The sequence below is a fragment of the Salinifilum ghardaiensis genome, from assembly GCF_054491345.1.
The window spans coordinates 3,525,064-3,541,219 of record NZ_CM137101.1; the positions used below are offsets into that span (position 1 = coordinate 3,525,064).

The 16,156-nt window shown below is 74.2% G+C and carries 18 protein-coding genes and 1 pseudogene; 3 read left to right on the forward strand and 16 right to left on the reverse strand.

What is annotated here, in order from left to right; all coding sequences use genetic code 11:
* Positions 1–98: 98 nt before the first annotated feature.
* The 16 genes and pseudogenes from ACVGV0_RS15990 to ggt all read right to left on the reverse strand — a co-directional run bounded on the left by ACVGV0_RS15990 (position 99) and on the right by ggt (position 14,213).
* On the reverse strand, positions 99–866 hold the full coding sequence (locus ACVGV0_RS15990) for a nucleotidyltransferase domain-containing protein (protein WP_459156491.1): 768 nt from the start codon (positions 864–866) through the stop codon (positions 99–101).
* A gap of 152 nt (positions 867–1,018) precedes the next feature.
* Positions 1,019–1,504, reverse strand: a complete 486-nt coding sequence (locus tag ACVGV0_RS15995) for a PH domain-containing protein (RefSeq protein ID WP_459156492.1) — start codon at positions 1,502–1,504, stop codon at positions 1,019–1,021.
* A gap of 41 nt (positions 1,505–1,545) precedes the next feature.
* On the reverse strand, positions 1,546–2,046 hold the full coding sequence (gene ribH, locus ACVGV0_RS16000) for a 6,7-dimethyl-8-ribityllumazine synthase (RefSeq protein ID WP_459156493.1): 501 nt from the start codon (positions 2,044–2,046) through the stop codon (positions 1,546–1,548).
* Positions 2,043–3,308 carry a bifunctional 3,4-dihydroxy-2-butanone-4-phosphate synthase/GTP cyclohydrolase II gene (locus tag ACVGV0_RS16005; protein ID WP_459156494.1) on the reverse strand — a complete coding sequence of 422 codons (1,266 nt, stop codon included), beginning with the start codon at positions 3,306–3,308 and terminating at the stop codon, positions 2,043–2,045. Before ACVGV0_RS16005 ends, ribH begins: the two co-directional genes overlap by 4 nt.
* A 59-nt stretch (positions 3,309–3,367) precedes the next feature.
* Positions 3,368–4,018 (reverse strand): riboflavin synthase, encoded by a 651-nt coding sequence (locus tag ACVGV0_RS16010; protein WP_459156495.1) that lies wholly within the window; start codon positions 4,016–4,018, stop codon positions 3,368–3,370.
* 16 nt (positions 4,019–4,034) lie between these two features.
* Positions 4,035–5,042, reverse strand: coding sequence for a bifunctional diaminohydroxyphosphoribosylaminopyrimidine deaminase/5-amino-6-(5-phosphoribosylamino)uracil reductase RibD (gene ribD, locus ACVGV0_RS16015; RefSeq protein WP_459160030.1), 1,008 nt, complete (start codon positions 5,040–5,042; stop codon positions 4,035–4,037).
* An 81-nt stretch (positions 5,043–5,123) separates the two neighbouring features.
* Complete coding sequence (rpe, locus tag ACVGV0_RS16020) at positions 5,124–5,834, reverse strand: ribulose-phosphate 3-epimerase (RefSeq protein ID WP_459156496.1); 711 nt, start codon at positions 5,832–5,834, stop codon at positions 5,124–5,126.
* A gap of 154 nt (positions 5,835–5,988) precedes the next feature.
* A complete protein-coding gene (locus ACVGV0_RS16025) occupies positions 5,989–6,522 on the reverse strand; it encodes a UTRA domain-containing protein (protein ID WP_459156497.1) in 534 nt (177 codons plus the stop codon).
* 65 nt (positions 6,523–6,587) lie between these two features.
* Positions 6,588–6,719: pseudogene (locus ACVGV0_RS16030) on the reverse strand (GntR family transcriptional regulator); the annotation flags it as partial.
* Between the two features lie 140 nt (positions 6,720–6,859).
* Positions 6,860–8,257 carry an amino acid permease gene (locus ACVGV0_RS16035; RefSeq protein WP_459156498.1) on the reverse strand — a complete coding sequence of 466 codons (1,398 nt, stop codon included), beginning with the start codon at positions 8,255–8,257 and terminating at the stop codon, positions 6,860–6,862.
* Positions 8,258–8,262: 5 nt separating this feature from the next.
* On the reverse strand, positions 8,263–8,775 hold the full coding sequence (locus ACVGV0_RS16040; protein WP_459156499.1) for an OsmC family protein: 513 nt from the start codon (positions 8,773–8,775) through the stop codon (positions 8,263–8,265).
* Between the two features lie 75 nt (positions 8,776–8,850).
* The gene (locus ACVGV0_RS16045) at positions 8,851–9,327 is read right to left on the reverse strand and encodes a nucleoside deaminase (RefSeq protein WP_459156500.1); all 477 of its coding nucleotides are present in this window, start codon (positions 9,325–9,327) and stop codon (positions 8,851–8,853) included.
* A gap of 5 nt (positions 9,328–9,332) precedes the next feature.
* Positions 9,333–10,814, reverse strand: coding sequence for an RsmB/NOP family class I SAM-dependent RNA methyltransferase (locus ACVGV0_RS16050; RefSeq protein ID WP_459156501.1), 1,482 nt, complete (start codon positions 10,812–10,814; stop codon positions 9,333–9,335).
* Positions 10,811–11,740, reverse strand: coding sequence for a methionyl-tRNA formyltransferase (fmt, locus tag ACVGV0_RS16055; RefSeq protein WP_459156502.1), 930 nt, complete (start codon positions 11,738–11,740; stop codon positions 10,811–10,813). Before fmt ends, ACVGV0_RS16050 begins: the two co-directional genes overlap by 4 nt.
* A gap of 1 nt (position 11,741) precedes the next feature.
* On the reverse strand, positions 11,742–12,287 hold the full coding sequence (gene def, locus ACVGV0_RS16060) for a peptide deformylase (RefSeq protein WP_459156503.1): 546 nt from the start codon (positions 12,285–12,287) through the stop codon (positions 11,742–11,744).
* A gap of 120 nt (positions 12,288–12,407) precedes the next feature.
* Positions 12,408–14,213, reverse strand: coding sequence for a gamma-glutamyltransferase (ggt, locus tag ACVGV0_RS16065; protein WP_459156504.1), 1,806 nt, complete (start codon positions 14,211–14,213; stop codon positions 12,408–12,410).
* 197 nt (positions 14,214–14,410) lie between these two features.
* Between ggt and ACVGV0_RS16070 the strand changes: the two genes are divergently transcribed.
* The 3 genes from ACVGV0_RS16070 to ACVGV0_RS16080 all read left to right on the forward strand — a co-directional run bounded on the left by ACVGV0_RS16070 (position 14,411) and on the right by ACVGV0_RS16080 (position 16,145).
* A complete protein-coding gene (locus tag ACVGV0_RS16070; RefSeq protein ID WP_459156505.1) occupies positions 14,411–15,343 on the forward strand; it encodes an aldo/keto reductase in 933 nt (310 codons plus the stop codon).
* A gap of 291 nt (positions 15,344–15,634) precedes the next feature.
* Complete coding sequence (locus ACVGV0_RS16075) at positions 15,635–15,865, forward strand: hypothetical protein (RefSeq protein ID WP_459156506.1); 231 nt, start codon at positions 15,635–15,637, stop codon at positions 15,863–15,865.
* Between the two features lie 88 nt (positions 15,866–15,953).
* The gene (locus tag ACVGV0_RS16080; protein WP_459156507.1) at positions 15,954–16,145 is read left to right on the forward strand and encodes a DUF3558 family protein; all 192 of its coding nucleotides are present in this window, start codon (positions 15,954–15,956) and stop codon (positions 16,143–16,145) included.
* Positions 16,146–16,156: the final 11 nt, after the last annotated feature.

A 16,156-nucleotide genomic window follows, 5' to 3' on the forward strand; every position in this document is an offset into this window, starting at 1 on the left:
ACCCGCTCGGCGCGGTCGGGGGAAGGGGGTGCCGGCGGGAAGACAAGGGGAACGAGGCGGGTCCGGGTGCGCGCCGATCCCGGTCGCTCCGGACGGGGTTACTCCAGGCGGGCCGCCTCGACCGCCGCCCGCAGCCGGGACCGCGCGGTGTCCACGAGCTCGACGAGCTCCGCGGAACCGCCGGGCAGTCCGGTGAGCAGGGGGTCGATGCCCTCCAGCCCAGCGCGCCGCAGCAGCCGCTTCTCGTTCGTGACCCACTCGCCGCGGGCGGCGAGCACGGCGTGCGCCGCTTGGCAGGCGGCCTGGGACACCGCTCCCGCCGTCTGCGCCGCCCGCCCGGCCGGGGCGTGGTTCGCCCGGGCGTAGGACAGGCCGAGATCGGCCTGCTGCCACCACACCTCGGGAGCGCTGCGGCGCAGCGCCGCGGGGAACTCGGGCCGCGGCAGGTCACCGCGCAGCACCCGGTTGATCGCCAGTTCGCCGACCACCAGGTACCCGGGGATGCCGGCGAGGTGGAACAGCAGCGGCTCCCAGGCGAACCGGCCCTGCCGCGCCTCGGCGAGGTGGAACTCCACGTCGTCGAGATCGCGGTAGTGCACGTCCACCGGGCGCCCGTCGACCTCCAGCCAGGCCCCGCCGTTGAACACGCGGCCCCAGTCCCCGGGGTCGAACACCTCACCGGGCCAGCCGAGCGCGCGCAGGTCCGCCGCGTCGAACCCGCCGCGGTAGTACAGCGCGACGTCCCAGTCGCTGTCGGCGCGGTGGGTGCCCTCGGCGCGCGAACCGCCCAAGCTCACCGCGACGACGCCCGGCAGCGCCGCCAGACCGTCCGCGACGTGGTCGACGAACGCGGTGTCGTCGAGCACATTCGCCCCCTTCCTCCGTCATCGGATCCGCTCGGAGCCGGCTTCCTCCCATCCGGCGCGCCCCACCCGAACCAGCGTTTGAACCCCACGGGAAAGTGCACACACCCCTGGCCACAGGCACGCGGGGCACACCGCGCGCGCTCAGCGGGACCTCAGGATTCGGAGTCCTGCTGCTCGGAGGGGGAGCGGTGCCCCGCGTCCGCGTCCGGATCCTGCGGGTCCTGCTCGCGCTGCTCCGCTCCCCGCTCGGCTTCGGCGGTGCGGCGCAGTTCGCGCAGCCGGCGCATCGCGACCACGGCGTGCTCGCCGTCGGTGGCCTGGATCGCCATCACCGGCGTGTACTCGTCGTCGGGCAGTTCCACGCGCGCCCACGCCGCCCCCTCGGGGAAGGTGATGCCCCGCACCTCGCTCCACGGGTGGTGCTTGCTGATGAACGCGTTGCGCACCTCCACCCCGGAGCGGTCGGCCCGCAACCGCGGCAGCGTGGGCACCAGGGCCGCCGCGCCGAGCAGCACGCCGAGCAGCGCCATGGACACCTGGTCGGACACGCGGAAGTACACGCCGGTGGGAGTCTCGCGCAGCATCACGGCCACGACGACGAACAGCGCGACGAGCACCACCGACACCGGAACGGCCACCCGGCGCACCTTGCGGGGGCGGACCTCTACTCGCTGGGCGCTCACAGGAACCCGCGCTCCCCGATGTCGCCGCCGCGGAGGTCGCGCAGCACCAGCGCCGTCTCCAGCGCCGCGGCGGTCGCCTCGAAGCCCTTGTCCTCCACCGAGTCCTCGAAGCCGGCGCGCTCGAGCGCCTGCTGGTCCGTCTCGCAGGTGAGCACGCCGTTGCCCACCGCGGTGGACTCGTCCAGCGCGACCCGGGTCAACCCCTGGGTCACCGAGTCGCACACGTAGTCGAAGTGCGGTGTGCTGCCGCGGACGACCACGCCGAGCGCGACGACGGCGTCGTGCTGGTGGGCGAGCTGCTGGCACACCACGGGCAGCTCGACCGAACCGGGCACCCGCACCACCGCGGGCTCGGCCGCGCCGGCCTCGCGGGCGGCCTCCTGCGCCCGCACGAGCATCTGCTCGACGAACTGCGCGTGCCAGCGGATCGCGGCGATGCCGATGCGCAGTCCTCCGGCCCGCGGCACGTCGACCCGCGGGCGCCCCTCGCCACTCATGCCGTCACTCCCGTGTCGCCGATCGAGGAGTCCTCGCCGTCCTCGAGATTGTCCAGGTCGTGGCCCATCCGGTCGCGCTTGGTCTGCAGGTAGCGCAGGTTCTCCGGGTTCGGGCGGATGGGCAGCGGGACCCGGCCGACGATGCGCAGGCCGTATCCCTCCAGCCCGACGCGCTTGTCGGGGTTGTTGGTCAGCAGGCGCATCGACTTGATCCCCAGGTCGCGGAGGATCTGCGCGCCCTGGCCGTAGTCGCGGCCGTCCACGGGCATGCCGAGCTCGACGTTCGCGTCCACCGTGTCGGCACCGCGGTCCTGCAGCTGGTAGGCCTGCAGCTTGTGCAGCAGGCCGATGCCGCGGCCCTCGTGCCCGCGCATGTACAGCACCACGCCGCGGCCGGCTTCGGCGACCTTGGCCATCGCCGCGTCGAGCTGCGGGCCGCAGTCGCAGCGCAGCGAGCCGAGGACGTCACCCGTGAGGCACTCCGAGTGCACCCGCACGAGGATGTCCTCGCCGTCGCCGATCTCGCCGTAGACCAGCGCGATGTGCTCGATGCCGTCGAGGGTGCTGTCGTAGCCGACCGTGCGGAACGTGCCGTGCACGGTGGGGATGCGGGCCTCGGCCACGCGTTCGACCTGCTTCTCGAAGCGCCGCCGGTAGGCGATGAGGTCCGCGATCGTGATCAGCGCCAGGTCGTGCTCGGCGGCGAACAGGTCCAGCTCGTCCCGCCGGGCCATCTCGCCCTCGTTCTTCTGGCTGACCACCTCGCAGAGCGCACCGGCCGGGCGCGTGCCGGCCAGCCGCGCCAGGTCCACCGCGGCCTCGGTGTGCCCGGGCCGGCGCAGCACCCCGCCGTCCCGGGCGCGCAGCGGCACCACGTGCCCCGGGCGGGTGAGGTCGGCCGGCGTCGCGTCGGGATCGGCCAGCAGTGCCGTGGTCCGCGCCCGGTCGGCCGCGGAGATGCCGGTGCTGACGCCTTCGGCCGCGTCCACGGTGACCGTGTACGCCGTGCCCTTGCGGTCCTGGTTCCAGTAGTACATCGGCGGCAGGTCGAGCCGGTCGCAGTCCTGACCGGTCAACGCCACGCAGAGGTAACCGGAGGTGTAGCGGACCATGAACGCGACGAGCTCGGGCGTCGCGTGCTCCGCGGCGAAGATCAGGTCGCCCTCGTTCTCGCGGTCCTCGTCGTCCACGACGACCACGGGCCGTCCCGCTCGGAGGTCCGCGAGAGCGCGTTCGATGCTTGTGAAGGAACTGGTGTCCACGGTGCCGTGCCTTTTCCCGTCTGGCCTGCCGGCCTGCTCGTTGCGAACCCCTCGCGCCGCTAGCGCTGCGGGATCCCGTCCTTGCCATTGTCCTCTCCGCGCGCCGCGGCGTCGGGGCGGACACGACTGAGTTGCGCTGCGGACAAGCGTTCCACGTGTTTGGCCAGCACATCCACTTCGATGTTGACCACGTCACCCGCGGTGCGGCCGCCGAGCGTGGTGAGCTCCTCGGTGGTGGGGATCAGGGCCACGCCGAAGTCGGTCTCGCCGAGCGAGGCCACCGTCAGCGAGACGCCGTCGAGGGTGATCGAGCCCTTCTCCACGACGTAGCGGGCGAGCTCCGCGGGCAGGTCGAAGCGGGTGAGCCCCTCCGCGTCGATACCGCGGACGGCGGCCGTGCCGTCGACGTGCCCCTGCACGATGTGGCCGCCCAGGCGGTCCCCGAGAGCCATGGCCCGCTCCAGGTTGACCCGGTCGCCGACCACTCCGCCGCGCAGCGAGGAGCGCCGCAGCGTCTCCTCGACGACGTCGACGGTGAACCGGTCGCCGACCACCTCCACGACGGTCAGGCACACGCCGTTGACCGCGATGGAGTCGCCGTGGCGGGCATCGCCCGTCACCAGCGGCCCGGACACGGTCAACCGGCTGCCGGCCTCGTGCGGCTCCACCGCCACGACCGTGCCGAGCTCCTCGACGATGCCGGTGAACACCTGCTGCCTCCTCGCTTCACGATGCTGTCGGGGTCGTCCGGGGCACCGCGCTGACGCGCAGGTCGCCTCCGGTGCGGGCGACGTCCTCGATCTCCCAGCGCTGGGCCTCGGCGAGGGTGCCGATGCCCGCGTCGACCAGTGCGGCCGGACCCGCTCCCAGCAGCACCGGCGCGATGTAGGCCAGGACGCGGTCCACGCGTCCGGCGGCGATGAACGCCCCGGCCAGGTGCGGCCCCCCTTCGAGCAGCAGGTCGACGACTCCGCGCTCGGCGAGCTGCGCCAGCGCCGCGTCCGGATCGCCGCCCGGCAGGTGCGCGGTCTCGGCCGAGGCGTCGGTGATCCGCGCGCCGACCGGGAGCGGCCGGTCGCCGAGGACGACGCGCAGCGGCTGCCGCGGCAGCGGCTCGCCGTCCGCACCGCGGGCGGTCAGCTGCGGGTCGTCGGTGAGCACGGTGCCGGTGCCCACCGCGATCGCGTCGACCGCGCCGCGCAGGCGGTGCGTCTCGGCGCGCGAGACCGCGGAGCTGATCCACTGGCTCGTGCCGTCGGCGGCCGCGGACCGGCCGTCCAGGCTGGCCGCGTACTTCCACGTCACGTGCGGGCGTCCGGTGCGGGCGAAGTGCAGCCACGCGCGCAGCGGCCCCGCGGCCGCCTCGGCGGCCCGCACTCCCGAGCGCACCTCGACCCCGGCGGCGCGCAACCGCTCGGCGCCGCCGGCCCCGGAGGGGTGCGGGTCGGACACGGCGTGCACGACGCGGGCCACGCCCGCGTTCACGAGCTCGTCCACGCACGGCGGGGTGCGCCCCGCGCGGGCGCAGGGTTCCAGCGTGACCACCGCGGTTCCGCCCGCCGCGCGCGCACCGGCCTGCTCCAGCGCGACGACCTCGGCGTGCGGCCCGCCGGGCGGGCGGGTGGCACCGCGCCCGGCGACGCGCCCCTCGGCGTCGAGGACGACGCAGCCGACGGGCGGGTTGGGGCTGGTGGAGCCGCGCGCGCCCCGGCCGAGGTCGATCGCGTCGAGCATGGCCGCGTCCCAGGCGTCAGCGCCCGCACCGGCCCCGGCGGGGGCGGTGGACCGGTCCTGCGGTTCCCGCTCGTGCACGGGTCACTGCCTCGCGTGCGCGAAACCCGGCGCGGCCTGCTCGCGCAGCGCGCGCACGGCGCGGGCGGGGTCCTCGGCGCCGTAGACGGCGGAGCCGGCGACGAAGCAGTCCACGCCCGCTTCGGCCGCCTGCTCCACGGTGTCGTTGTTGATGCCGCCGTCGATCTCGACGAGCAGGTTGAGGTGGCCGGTGTCGACCATCCGCCGCGCGGCGCGGACCTTCTCGAGCACGTCGGGCATGAACTTCTGCCCGCCGAAGCCCGGTTCCACCGACATGACCAGCAGCGTGTCGTAGTGCCGCAGCACGTCCACGTACTGCTCGAACGGCGTGTTCGGCTTGATCGACAGGCCCGCCTGGGCCCCGGCCGCGCGGAGGTCCTTCGCCAGGGCGACCGGGTCCTCGGCGGCCTCGACGTGCACGGTCACGTTGTGCGAGCCGGCCTCGGCGTAACCGATCGCCCACTGGTCAGGGTCGTCGATCATCAGGTGGCAGTCCAGCGGGATGTCGGTGGTCTTGAGCAGTGATTCGACCACCGGCAGGCCGATCGTCAGGTTCGGCACGAAGTGCGCGTCCATCACGTCGACGTGGACCCAGTCGGCGCGCTGGCCGGGCTCGCCGTCGATCGCGGCGAGCTCGTCGGCGAGCCGCGCGAAGTCGGCCGACAGGATGGACGGGGCGATGAGCGGTTGGGCGGTTCGCTGTCCGTTCGACACAGCGGGATTGTAAATCCCGCTTCCGGGTACATCCGGCTCCGGCCGTCCGCGGGGGCGCGCGGGGGCTCAGGCGGCGGCTCGCGCACCCCGCACCCGGGCCCGCCGCCTCCTCCGATGGGGCCGCTGCGCTGGGAATCCTCAGTCCTGGGACGCCTCAGTCCGCGGGCCAGCTGTACTCGAGCTCGTAGCGGTCGGCGGGCATGATCATGTCGTTGCACTCGACCACGCGCGCGCCGGAGTAGGCCAGCCGCCGCACGTGCAGCACCACGGTGCTGCTCAGCGCCGAGCGCTCCGCGCTCGTGGCCGCCCTCCCGCCGACGCTCTCGGCGAACCGGGTCAACCCCACCGACTCGTCCAACCGCGCGTAGGCACCGCCGGTGCCGGTGTCCGCGGTTTCCAGCGCCGTGCCGCGGGTGACCGCGCGCGGCAGGCGGGAGGTGGCCAGCTGCACCGGTTCGCCGTCGGCGCGCAGCACGCGGTCGCGCACGCAGACGTCCTCCTCCGGGGCGATGCCGAGCACCGCGGCGTAGTCGTCCCCCGCTGCTTCGAACCGGACCTTGACGCTGCTCGAGGCCCGGAAACCGTACCGGTCGGCCTCGGCGAGGAAGGCCGCCGCGTTCGCCTGCCGCCGGGCCCGCGACAGCCGTTCCTGCGAGTTGACCCGTGTGATCCGCTTCGGTGGCGCCACCACGACCCCTTTCCGCGGGCACCGGTGAGCACTCCTTCGTCCCGGAGCTCGTCGAAAGCGGAGCGGATCGTGATCCAGCTGACGCCGTAGAGCTCTCCGAGCTCCGGTTCGCTGGGCAGGAGCGCACCCGGTGCGTACTCCCCTGCTGCGATGCGTTCCCGGAGGTCCTCGGCGATCTGGGCGTACTTGGCAGCCATGTCCGTCCCGCGCACCCGAATTGCCCGCGCCTGCGCGTGTTTCCGCGGCTGCCCCCAGCGTGCAGCAGCCGCGGCGGTGCGGAAACGTCCAGTCGGGTGCGACCGGCCGGGGTGCCGGGACGGGTCGGCTGCGGCGGGTGTCAGCCGCGGCGCTGCCGGCGCCGCACCACCGCGTAGACCGCCAGCAGCAGCACCAGGAACGGCACCCCCGCCTGCCAGGCGGTGGCGAACTGCTCGGTGAACGGCATCGTCGCCAGCACCGCGGCGAGGAACAGCATCGCCAGCACCGTGGTCACCGGCGCACCCGGCAGCCGCACCGAGGAGGCGGGCATCCCCTCGGCGCGGCGCCGGCGGCGGAACGCCAGCTGGCTGGCGAACACGATCAGCCACGTCACCAGCGCGCCGAACAGCGCCAGCCCCACCATGAACGGGAACGCCGTCTCCGGCGAGACCGCGGAGACGATCGCGGCCAGCACGAGTCCCACCGCGGACAGGCCCAGCGCGCGCCGCGGTGCCCCGTTGCGGCCGACCCGGGCGAACCAGCGCGGGGCGTACCCGTCGAGGGCCAGCGAGTGCCCCATGCGGGAGGAGACGTACAGGTTCGTGTTCACCGCCGAGAGCGCGGCCGTGAGCACGACGAAGTTCATCACGCCCGCCGCGGCGGGGACGCCGACCATCGCGAACAGCCGCACGAACGGGCTCTGCAGCACGTCCTCCTCGGTGGAGACCTGGTTCCACGGCAGGATCGCCACCACGACGAACATGCCGAGCACGTAGAACAGGGCCAGCCGCAGCACCATCCCGCGGGCCGCCCGCGGGACGTCCCGGCCCGGGTCCCGCGACTCGGCCGCGGCCACCGCCACGGCCTCGGTGCCCAGGTAGGAGAACGTGACGATCGTCAGCGCCAGCCACACCGCGCCCACGCCGTTCGGCAGGAAGCCGCCGTGCTCGGTCAGCGCGGCCAGCCCGAGGGGTTCGCGGCCGGGCAGGCCGAGGAAGATGCCGGCCAGGCCGATGGCGATGAACGCGATGATCGTGACGACCTTGACCATCGCGAACCAGTACTCGAACTCGCCGAAGAAGCGCACCGCGCCCGCGTTGACCGCCAGCAGCAGCGCGGAGAAGAGCACCACGGGCAGCCACAGCGGCAGGTCCGGGTACCAGAACTGCACGTACAGCCCCGCCGCGACCACGTCGCTGCCGATGTTGACCACCTGGGCGGCCCAGTAGATCCAGCGCTGCACGAACCCGGCCGACCCGCCGAGGTAGCGCTGGGCGATCGGGCCGAAACCCCCGGCTTCCGGATGCACCACGACCATCTCGGCCAGCGCGTACGCCAGCGCCAGCGCGACCAGCGCCGCGACGAGGTAGGCGATGAGCACGGCCGGGCCGGCGATGGAGACGGCCAGGCCCGAGCCGAGGAACAGCCCGGTCCCGATCGCCCCGCCGACGGCGAGCATCGTCACCTGGCGGCCGTTCAGCTCCCGCCGCAGTCCCGGCGACGCCGTCTCCTGCTGCGCGTGCGCGGTGTCGTCCACGACGACTACCCCTCCGCTCCCCGCGCGTCGGCGATGTCGAGGTGGATCGGAGTGCCCTCCGCGACGGTGCGGCTGACGGTGCAGTACTTCGCGATGGCGCGCTGCACCGCAGCGACGAGCTTCTCCCGCTCCTCGGCGTCGTCGATCTCGTCGAGCGCCGCGCGCAGCTGCGTCCGCACGGTGGCGAACCGGTGCTTGTCCTCCGGGTTCTTGGTCCGGTCGGCGTCGACGGTGATCTCGGCGTCCTCGCCCAGGCGCCGCACGAGCAGGTTCTCGCCGGTCACCGCCGAGCAACCGGCGATGGCCGCGAGCAGCAGCTCACCGGGGGTGAACGCGCCGGGCGCACCTTCGCGGCCGATGGCGACCTCGGCGCCGCGCTCGTTGACGGCCGTGAACGCGTGCTCGCCGGTGCGGGTCACGCGCACCGGGGTGCCCGCGGCGCCGCCGCTCGCGCCCCCGGCGCCCGTCCCCGGGGATTCCGTCCCCGCGGCCGCAGCGGACTGCTCGGACATCACCATCACCTGCTCCTTCCTGTCGGCGGGCGGCCGCGCCGGGCGCGGCGGCCGCACCGCGGAGTTCCCGCACCGCGGAGTTCACCCGCCGATGTCCTCGTTCCACAGCTCCGGGCGCCGCGCGATGAAGTCGGCCATCATCCGCCGGCACGCCGCGTCGTCGAGGATCCCCACGCGCACCCCGTGCTGGGCCAGCCAGTCGTGCCCGCCGTGGAAGTTCCGCGCCTCCCCGATCACGACGTGCCCGATGCCGAATTGCCGGACCAGGCCGCTGCAGTACCAGCACGGCGACAGCGTGGTCACCATCGTCGTTCCCGCGTAGGAGCGCTGCCGTCCGGCGGCGCGGAACGCGGCGGTCTCCGCGTGCGCCGCGGGGTCGTCGTCCTGGACGCGGCGGTTGCGCCCGCGTCCCAGCAGGTTTCCGTCCGCGTCGAACAGGGCCGCGCCGATGGGGATCCCGCCTTCGGCCTCCCCCGCCCGGGCTTCCCGCAACGCGGCGTCGAGCCACTCGGCCCACCGCCGCGCCTGCTCCGGCGCGGGGACGTGCTCAGCGCTCATGGTTCTCACCGCTTCCGCAGCAGCGCGCAGTACATCGCGTCCGTGCCGTGCCGGTGCGGCCACAGCTGCACCCCGGGCCCGTCCCCGAGATCGGGCACCCCGGGGAAGTGCGGGCGCGCGTCGAGCTGCTCCACGTCCCCGAGCTGGACCACAGTGGACACCACTCCTCCGGTTTCGGCGAGGTGCGGCGAGCAGACCACGTAGGCGAGGACACCGCCGGAGCGGGTCAGGCGCACCGCCGAGCGCAGCAGTTCCCGCTGCAGCTCGGTGAGGTCCCCGACGTCGGACGGCTGCCGCCGCCACCGCGCCTCCGGCCGGCGCCGCAGCGCGCCGAGCCCGGTGCACGGAGCGTCCACCAGCACCCGGTCGTAGCCCGGCTCGAGCCCGGGATCACGACCGTCCACTTCGTACACGTTCACCGAGAGTTCCTCGGTGGCGCGGCGCACGAGGTCCGCGCGGTGCGACGCCTGCTCCACCGCGTCCAGCTGACCGCCGTCCATCGTGACCAGCGAACCGAGCAGGTTGGCCTTGCCACCCGGGCCGGCGCACAGGTCCAGCCAGCGCTCGTCCGGGCCCGCACCGAGCTCGGCCTTGGTCAGCGCGACCGTGACCAGCTGGCTGCCCTCGTCCTGCACCCCGGCGAAGCCCTCCTGCACCGGCTCCAGGTCGCCGGGATCGCCCGCGCCGGCCTCCAGCCGCACCCCGTACGGCGAGTACGGCGCGGGATCACCACCGGTGACCGCGGCGAGCTCGTCGGCGCTGATCTGCCCGGGACGGGCGACGAGGTGCACCTCCGGGCGCGCGTCGTCGGCGGCGAGCACGTCGCCCAGCTCCGCCGCGGAGCCGAGCGCGTCGGCGAAGGCCTGCGCGATCCACCGCGGGTGGGCGTGGCGCACGGCCTGGTTCCCCACCGGGTCCTCCGCCGCGTCCGGGGCGACCTCGTCGATCCACCCCTGCTCGTCGTGCTTGGCCGCCTGCCGCAGCACCGCGTTGGCGAACCCGCCCGGCCGATCGCCCATGATCGCCCGCACCAGGTTCACGGTCGCGCCGACGGCAGCGTGCGTGGGGATGCGCGTGCGCAGCAGCTGGTACACGCCGATGCGCAGCGCGTCGAGCAGCTTCGGCTCGATCTCGCCGAGCGGGCGCGAACTGCACTCGCCGATGATCGCGTCGAGCAGGCCCTGGGCCCGGCTGGCGCCGTAGGCGAGCTCGGTGGCCAGGGCCGCGTCCCGACCGGTGATGTTGCGCTGCCGCAGCAGGTTCGGCAGCGCCAGGTTGGCGTAGGCGTCGCGCTCCCGGACCGCGCGCAGCGTGTCCAGCGCGGCCAGCCGCGCGGGGTCCTTCTCGCCGCCGGAGTGGTGGCCACCGCCGGAGCTCTGGCCCTTCCCACCGGACCGGTCGGGCTTGCCGGCCCGGTGGCCGTTGCCGCCGGAGCGCGCGTCGCGGCGCGGTCCACCCGTCCGACGGTCCTTGCCGCGGTCGTTCACGTCAGCTGCTCTCCTCGTTCGATCCGCGTCCCGCGCGCCCAGTCCGGCGCGGACATGCGCTTCTTGCCCGGAGCCTGCACGTCACCGAGCTCGACGGCATCGGTGCCGGTGCCCACGAGCACGCGCTTGCGCTCCACCGCGATCTCGCCCGGTGGCAGTCGCGGCCGATCGGGCAGCGGGCGCACCGGTCCGAGCTTGAACCGCTCCCCGTCCCGCCAGGCCCACGCGCCCGGCTCGGGCGTGACCGAGCGGATGAGCCTGTCGACCAGGTGGGCCGGCCGGGTGAAGTCCACTTTGGCGTCCTCGACGGTCACTTTGGACGCGTAACTGACGCCCTCGTCCGGCTGCGGCTGGGCCTGCAGCACGCCGTCCTCGATTCCGTCCATCGTGGACTCGAGCAGGCGCGCGCCGGACTCGGCCAGGCGGGCGAGGAGTTCGCCCGCCGTGTCGCGCGCTCCGATCTCCTCGGTCACCACGCCGAACACCGGTCCCGCGTCGAGGTCCGGCACGATGCGGAACGTGCTCGCCCCGGTGATCTCGTCGCCGTGCCGCAGCGCCGCCTGCACCGGCGCCGCCCCGCGCCAGGCCGGCAGCAGGGAGAAGTGCAGGTTGACCCACCCGTGCCGCGGAACCTCCAGCGCCCGCTGCTTGAGCAGCGCGCCGTAGGCCACCACCGGGCAGCAGTCCGGGCCGATCCCGGCCAGCCGCTCCAGGAAGGCGGGATCATCGGCCCGCTCCGGGGCGAGCACCTCGAGGCCGTTCTCCTCGGCGACCTTGCCCACCGGGGAGCGCTCCACCCTGCGCCCCCGGCCGGTCGGCGCGTCCGGCCGCGTCACCACGGCCGCGACCTCGTGCCGCGGCGAGGCCAGCAGCGCGCGCAAACCCGGTACGGCCGCCTCGGGCGTTCCCGCGAACACCAGCCGCATGTCACTGCCCCCCGAACAACGGATGCGGGTTCTGCTTGATCACCGGTTCGGCTCCGTCGAACCACTCGGCCCGCCCGATCTCGCGCAGCGCGCGCTCGCGCGTCGCCCGGTCCAGCCGGTCGACGAACAGCACCCCGTCGAGGTGGTCGGTCTCGTGCTGGATGCAGCGGGCGAGCAGGTCGCTGCCCTCGACCTCGACCGGTTCGCCGTGCATGTTCCAGCCCCGCGCCACGACCCGGCGGTACCGGAGGCAGTCCCAACCCATGCCCGGGATCGACAGGCACCCCTCGGGGCCGAACTGCTCCTCGTCACCGACCACGTCGAAGCTCGGGTTGATCAGGTGCCCGGCGAAGCCGTCGCAGTGGTAGGTGAACACGCGCAGCCCCACGCCCAGCTGGGGAGCGGCCAGACCGGCTCCGCCCTGCTCCTCCATCGTGTCCCACAGGTCCCGGACCAAGGTGCGCAGCTCCCCGTCGAAGTCGACGACCTCCTCGGCGGGAGTGCGCAGCACGGGATCGCCGAACAGGCGGACGGGCTGAACTGTCACGGGGGCTCCTGGGGATCGACGCGCGGTGACTGCCCACCGAGTCTACGGAGCCGCCACCGCGGAGGGCGTCCGCGGGTGCCCGCCCGAGGCACCGAACGCCCCGGGCGGGAGCGCGGCCGATCACGGCGCGGGCGCGGGCACGACCACCTCCGCGGAGCCGCCGCCGCGCCGGGTCGGTTCGGCCGCGGCGACCCACCGCCCGTCGGGCAGGCGGCGCACACCTGTCGCCGCGCCGATCTCGTCCGCCTCCGCGAAGCGGTGCCCGCGCGCCCGGAGCTCCGCGGCCTCCGGCCGGGCGAGGAACGCCGGTTCGGCGTCGGTCTCGGACTCGTTGCGCTGCGAGATCCGCGGTGCGGCGATCGCCTCCGCGAGCGTGCGGCCGCGGTCGAGGTGCTCGGTGAGCAGCTGCGTGACGGTGGTGATGATCGTCGTCCCGCCCGGGGTTCCGAGCGCCGCCACGGGCCGGCCGTCCTCGGTGACGATGGTCGGGCTCATCGAGCTGCGCGGTCGCTTGCCCGGTTCCGGCAGGTTCGGGTCCGGCACGCCGGGCGCGTGCGGGGTGAACGAGAAGTCGGTGAGCTCGTTGTTGAGCAGGAAGCCCCTGCCGGGCACGGTGATCCCGCTGCCGCCGGTCTGCTCGATGGTCAGCGTGTAGGAGACGACGTTGCCCTCGGCGTCGGCGACCGTCAGGTGGGTCGTGCTCGGCCCCTCCGCATCGGGGCGCTGCGGTGCGGTACCGCCCCGGCAGTCCGCCGGGTCCCGCGGGTCGCCCGGGGCGACCGGGGTCGGCAGCGCCGCGCCGTCGTCGATGAGGCACTCCCGCGCGGCGGCGAACCGATCGCCGAGCAGTTCCTCGGTGGGCACGTCGGAGTAGGCGGGGTCGCCGACCCACCGGTTGCGGTCGGCGAAGCCGATCTTGGTGGCCTCGGACAGCCGGTGCAGGTAGCTCGTCCGGTCCATGCCGGACAGGTCCGAGCGCTCCAGGATGTTCAGCGCCTCGCCCACGGTGGTGCCGCCGGAACTGCTCGGGGCCATGCCGTGGACCTCGCGGCCGCGGTAGGTGGTGCGCGCGGGTTCGCGCTCCGCGGCGCGGTAGTCGCGCAGGTCCTGCCGGCTCATCCCGCCCGGGCGGACGGTGCGGTCCGCGCCGGGGCGCACCGGCGGGTCGTTGACGGTGTCGACGACGTCGGCGCCGATCGGCCCGTCGTAGAACGCCCCCACCCCGTCGCGCGCCAGCATCCGGTAGGTCTCGGCGAGGTCGGGGTTGCGCATCCGCGTGCCGACCTCGGGCGGTTCGCCGCCGGGCATGAACAGCTCAGCCGTCGCGGGGAAGTCCCGGAACCGCTCGGCGTTCTCCCGCGTCTGTTCGCGGAACGTCTCGTCGACGGTGAACCCGTTGCGCGCCAGGCGTTCCGCGGGCCGCAGAACCTCGGAGAGGTCCTCGCTCCCCCAGCGGTCGAGCGCCTCCTGCCAGAGCATCGGCGTACCGGGCACGCCGACGCTCAGCCCGCTGGTGATGGCCTCGTCCCGCGGCATCGGCCGACCATCCACTGTGAACATGCGTTCGTGCGCCGCGGCCGGGGCGGTCTCGCGTCCGTCTATCGTGGACACTCCTCCGGTGTCGGCGTCGTAGCGCACGAAGTAGCCGCCCCCGCCGACGCCCGCGGAGTACGGTTCGGTCACCCCCAGCGCCGCGGCCACCGCCACCGCCGCGTCGGTCGCGCTCCCCCCGCGGCGCAGCACGCCGATGCCCGCGCGCGTCGCGTCCGCGTCCACGCTGGAGACCGCACCGCCGTACCCAGCGGCCTCGGACCGCTTCGGCGGCGCGGGCACGTGCCGCCCGGCCCCACCGGCCGCCGCCGGCGTCGCCGACACCGTCAACACCCCCGCGCACAGCAGCCCGATCAGCACCCGTCCCGTCGACATCCGCACCTCCACCGAAGCAGTGATCTCCCAACTCTGCCCACCACCGCCCGCGCGCACAACAGCACGCACCGTGCAACCGAGGATGCTCCGGACAGGGCACCGGTTCCCGAGGACCGGGCGCCCGCGCGGAGCGGGCTCGGGCGGGCCGGCACCCGCGCGAACTGGGCCTCCGCGCGAACTGGGCTAGGGTCGGTGGCATGACCACGATCGGAAACAGCGACCTCGACGTGTTCGGCCTCAACCTCGGCGGCAACGTCTTCGGCTGGACCGCCGACGAGGAGCAGTCCTTCGCCGTGCTCGACGCCTACACCGCGGCGGGTGGCAACTTCATCGACACGGCGGACGTGTACAGCGCGTTCGCCACCGGCAACTCCGGCGGCGAGTCCGAGACGATCATCGGCGACTGGCTGCGGCGGCGCGGCCGGCGCGACGACGTCGTCCTCGCGACCAAGGGCGGTGCGCTCCCGCCGAACAACGGGACCACCGCACCGGCGATCCGCGCCGCGGCCGAGGACTCGCTGCGGCGGCTGGGGACCGACCACATCGACCTGTACTACGTGCACTTCGACGACCCGTCGGTACCGGTGGAGGAGACCCTCGGCGCGCTCGACGAGCTCGTCCGCGCCGGCAAGCTGCGCCACATCGCCGCGTCGAACTTCAGCGCCGAGCGGCTCGACGCGGCGCTGCGCGCGGCCGACCGGGACGGGCTGCCCCGCTACGTCGCGCTGCAGCCGCACTACAACCTCGTGGAGCGGGACTACGAAACCGAGCTGGCCGACCTGGCCCACCGGGAAGGGCTCGGCGTGCTGCCGTACTACTCGCTGGCCAAGGGCTTCCTGACCGGCAAGTACCGCACGAACGACGGCACCGCCGACGGGCCGCGCGCGGAAGGCGCGCTGGCCTACCTCGACGAACGCGGGCAGCGCGCGCTGGCCGCCCTCGACGAGGTCGCCGCCGCGCACAGCAGCACCCCGACGGCCGTGTCCCTGGCCTGGCTGCGGCAGCAGCCGAGCGTGACGGCGCCGATCGCCAGCGCCCGCGACCTGCACCAGCTCGAAGCCCTGCTGGCCTCGGTCGAGCTGGAGCTGACGCAGGAGGAGCTGACCCTGCTGTCCAAGTCCACGGGCTGAACGGCGAGCGGTGCCGGGACCTCGCAGGAAACCGCCCTCGCAGGAAACCGCCCTCGCAGGAAACCGCCCTCGCAGGAAACCGGGAGTCCCGCAGCGGGCGGAGCGGGCCCAGCAGGCGCTGCGCCTCCGGCGCCCGCTCCGCAACCGCCGGCCCGCCCCGGCCGGTGCTGCCGGGTGATGCGAGCGGGCGCGCATCGAATGCCCCGATTCCGGCCCGCCCGCCGGCGCGGGGTTGTGCAGTGCTCTCCGGACCAGGCACTGATCGCTCGAACTCCAGCAGAGAAACTGCGGATGATCCAACGCAGAGCCACGGACCTGCGCGAGTTCGCCGGCCCGGCCGAGGACGAGGTCAGCCGGAAGATCAAGCAGTCCCCGGGGAACATGGCCGGCGAGGAGCCGGGCCAGCTCGCCTGGGTCGTCGACAAGACCATCGATCGGCTGCAGAGCCAGATCGAGCAGCTGGAAGCAGCCCAGCGCGACCACCGCGCCACCGACGACGAAGCGACATCCCGGCAACTGTGAGGACCACGACCGTGCTCCGCCCGCACCGCCCTCGGCCCCACCGCGGCTCGCCGCGCTCGGCCTCGCCGGCTGCGCCCCGCCCGCCGAGGTGCAGGGATATCCCGCCAACCACGAGGGCCGGCAGAGCCGCCTCTGCTCCACGGACGTCGGCGTCCCCGACAGCGCGTCGTTCCGCGTCGACTTCACCCGCACCGGCGGCAAGGCACCCGAGATGCAGGACCCCTGCGGCTACGCCGACACGATCGCCACCGAGGTCCTCGAGAACATCCCCGACGCCTGAGGGACGTGCCG

Coding starts and splice junctions, on each gene's coding strand:
- ribH (WP_459156493.1), bottom strand. CDS start 2,046: ATGAGTGGCGAGGGGCGCCCGCGGGTCGACGTGCCGCGGGCCGGAGGA.
- ribD (WP_459160030.1), bottom strand. CDS start 5,042: ATGCTCGACGCGATCGACCTCGGCCGGGGCGCGCGCGGCTCCACCAGC.
- ACVGV0_RS16040 (WP_459156499.1), bottom strand. CDS start 8,775: ATGGTGATGTCCGAGCAGTCCGCTGCGGCCGCGGGGACGGAATCCCCG.
- ACVGV0_RS16045 (WP_459156500.1), bottom strand. CDS start 9,327: ATGAGCGCTGAGCACGTCCCCGCGCCGGAGCAGGCGCGGCGGTGGGCC.
- fmt (WP_459156502.1), bottom strand. CDS start 11,740: ATGCGGCTGGTGTTCGCGGGAACGCCCGAGGCGGCCGTACCGGGTTTG.
- ggt (WP_459156504.1), bottom strand. CDS start 14,213: ATGTCGACGGGACGGGTGCTGATCGGGCTGCTGTGCGCGGGGGTGTTG.
- ACVGV0_RS16070 (WP_459156505.1), top strand. CDS start 14,411: ATGACCACGATCGGAAACAGCGACCTCGACGTGTTCGGCCTCAACCTC.
- ACVGV0_RS16075 (WP_459156506.1), top strand. CDS start 15,635: ATGATCCAACGCAGAGCCACGGACCTGCGCGAGTTCGCCGGCCCGGCC.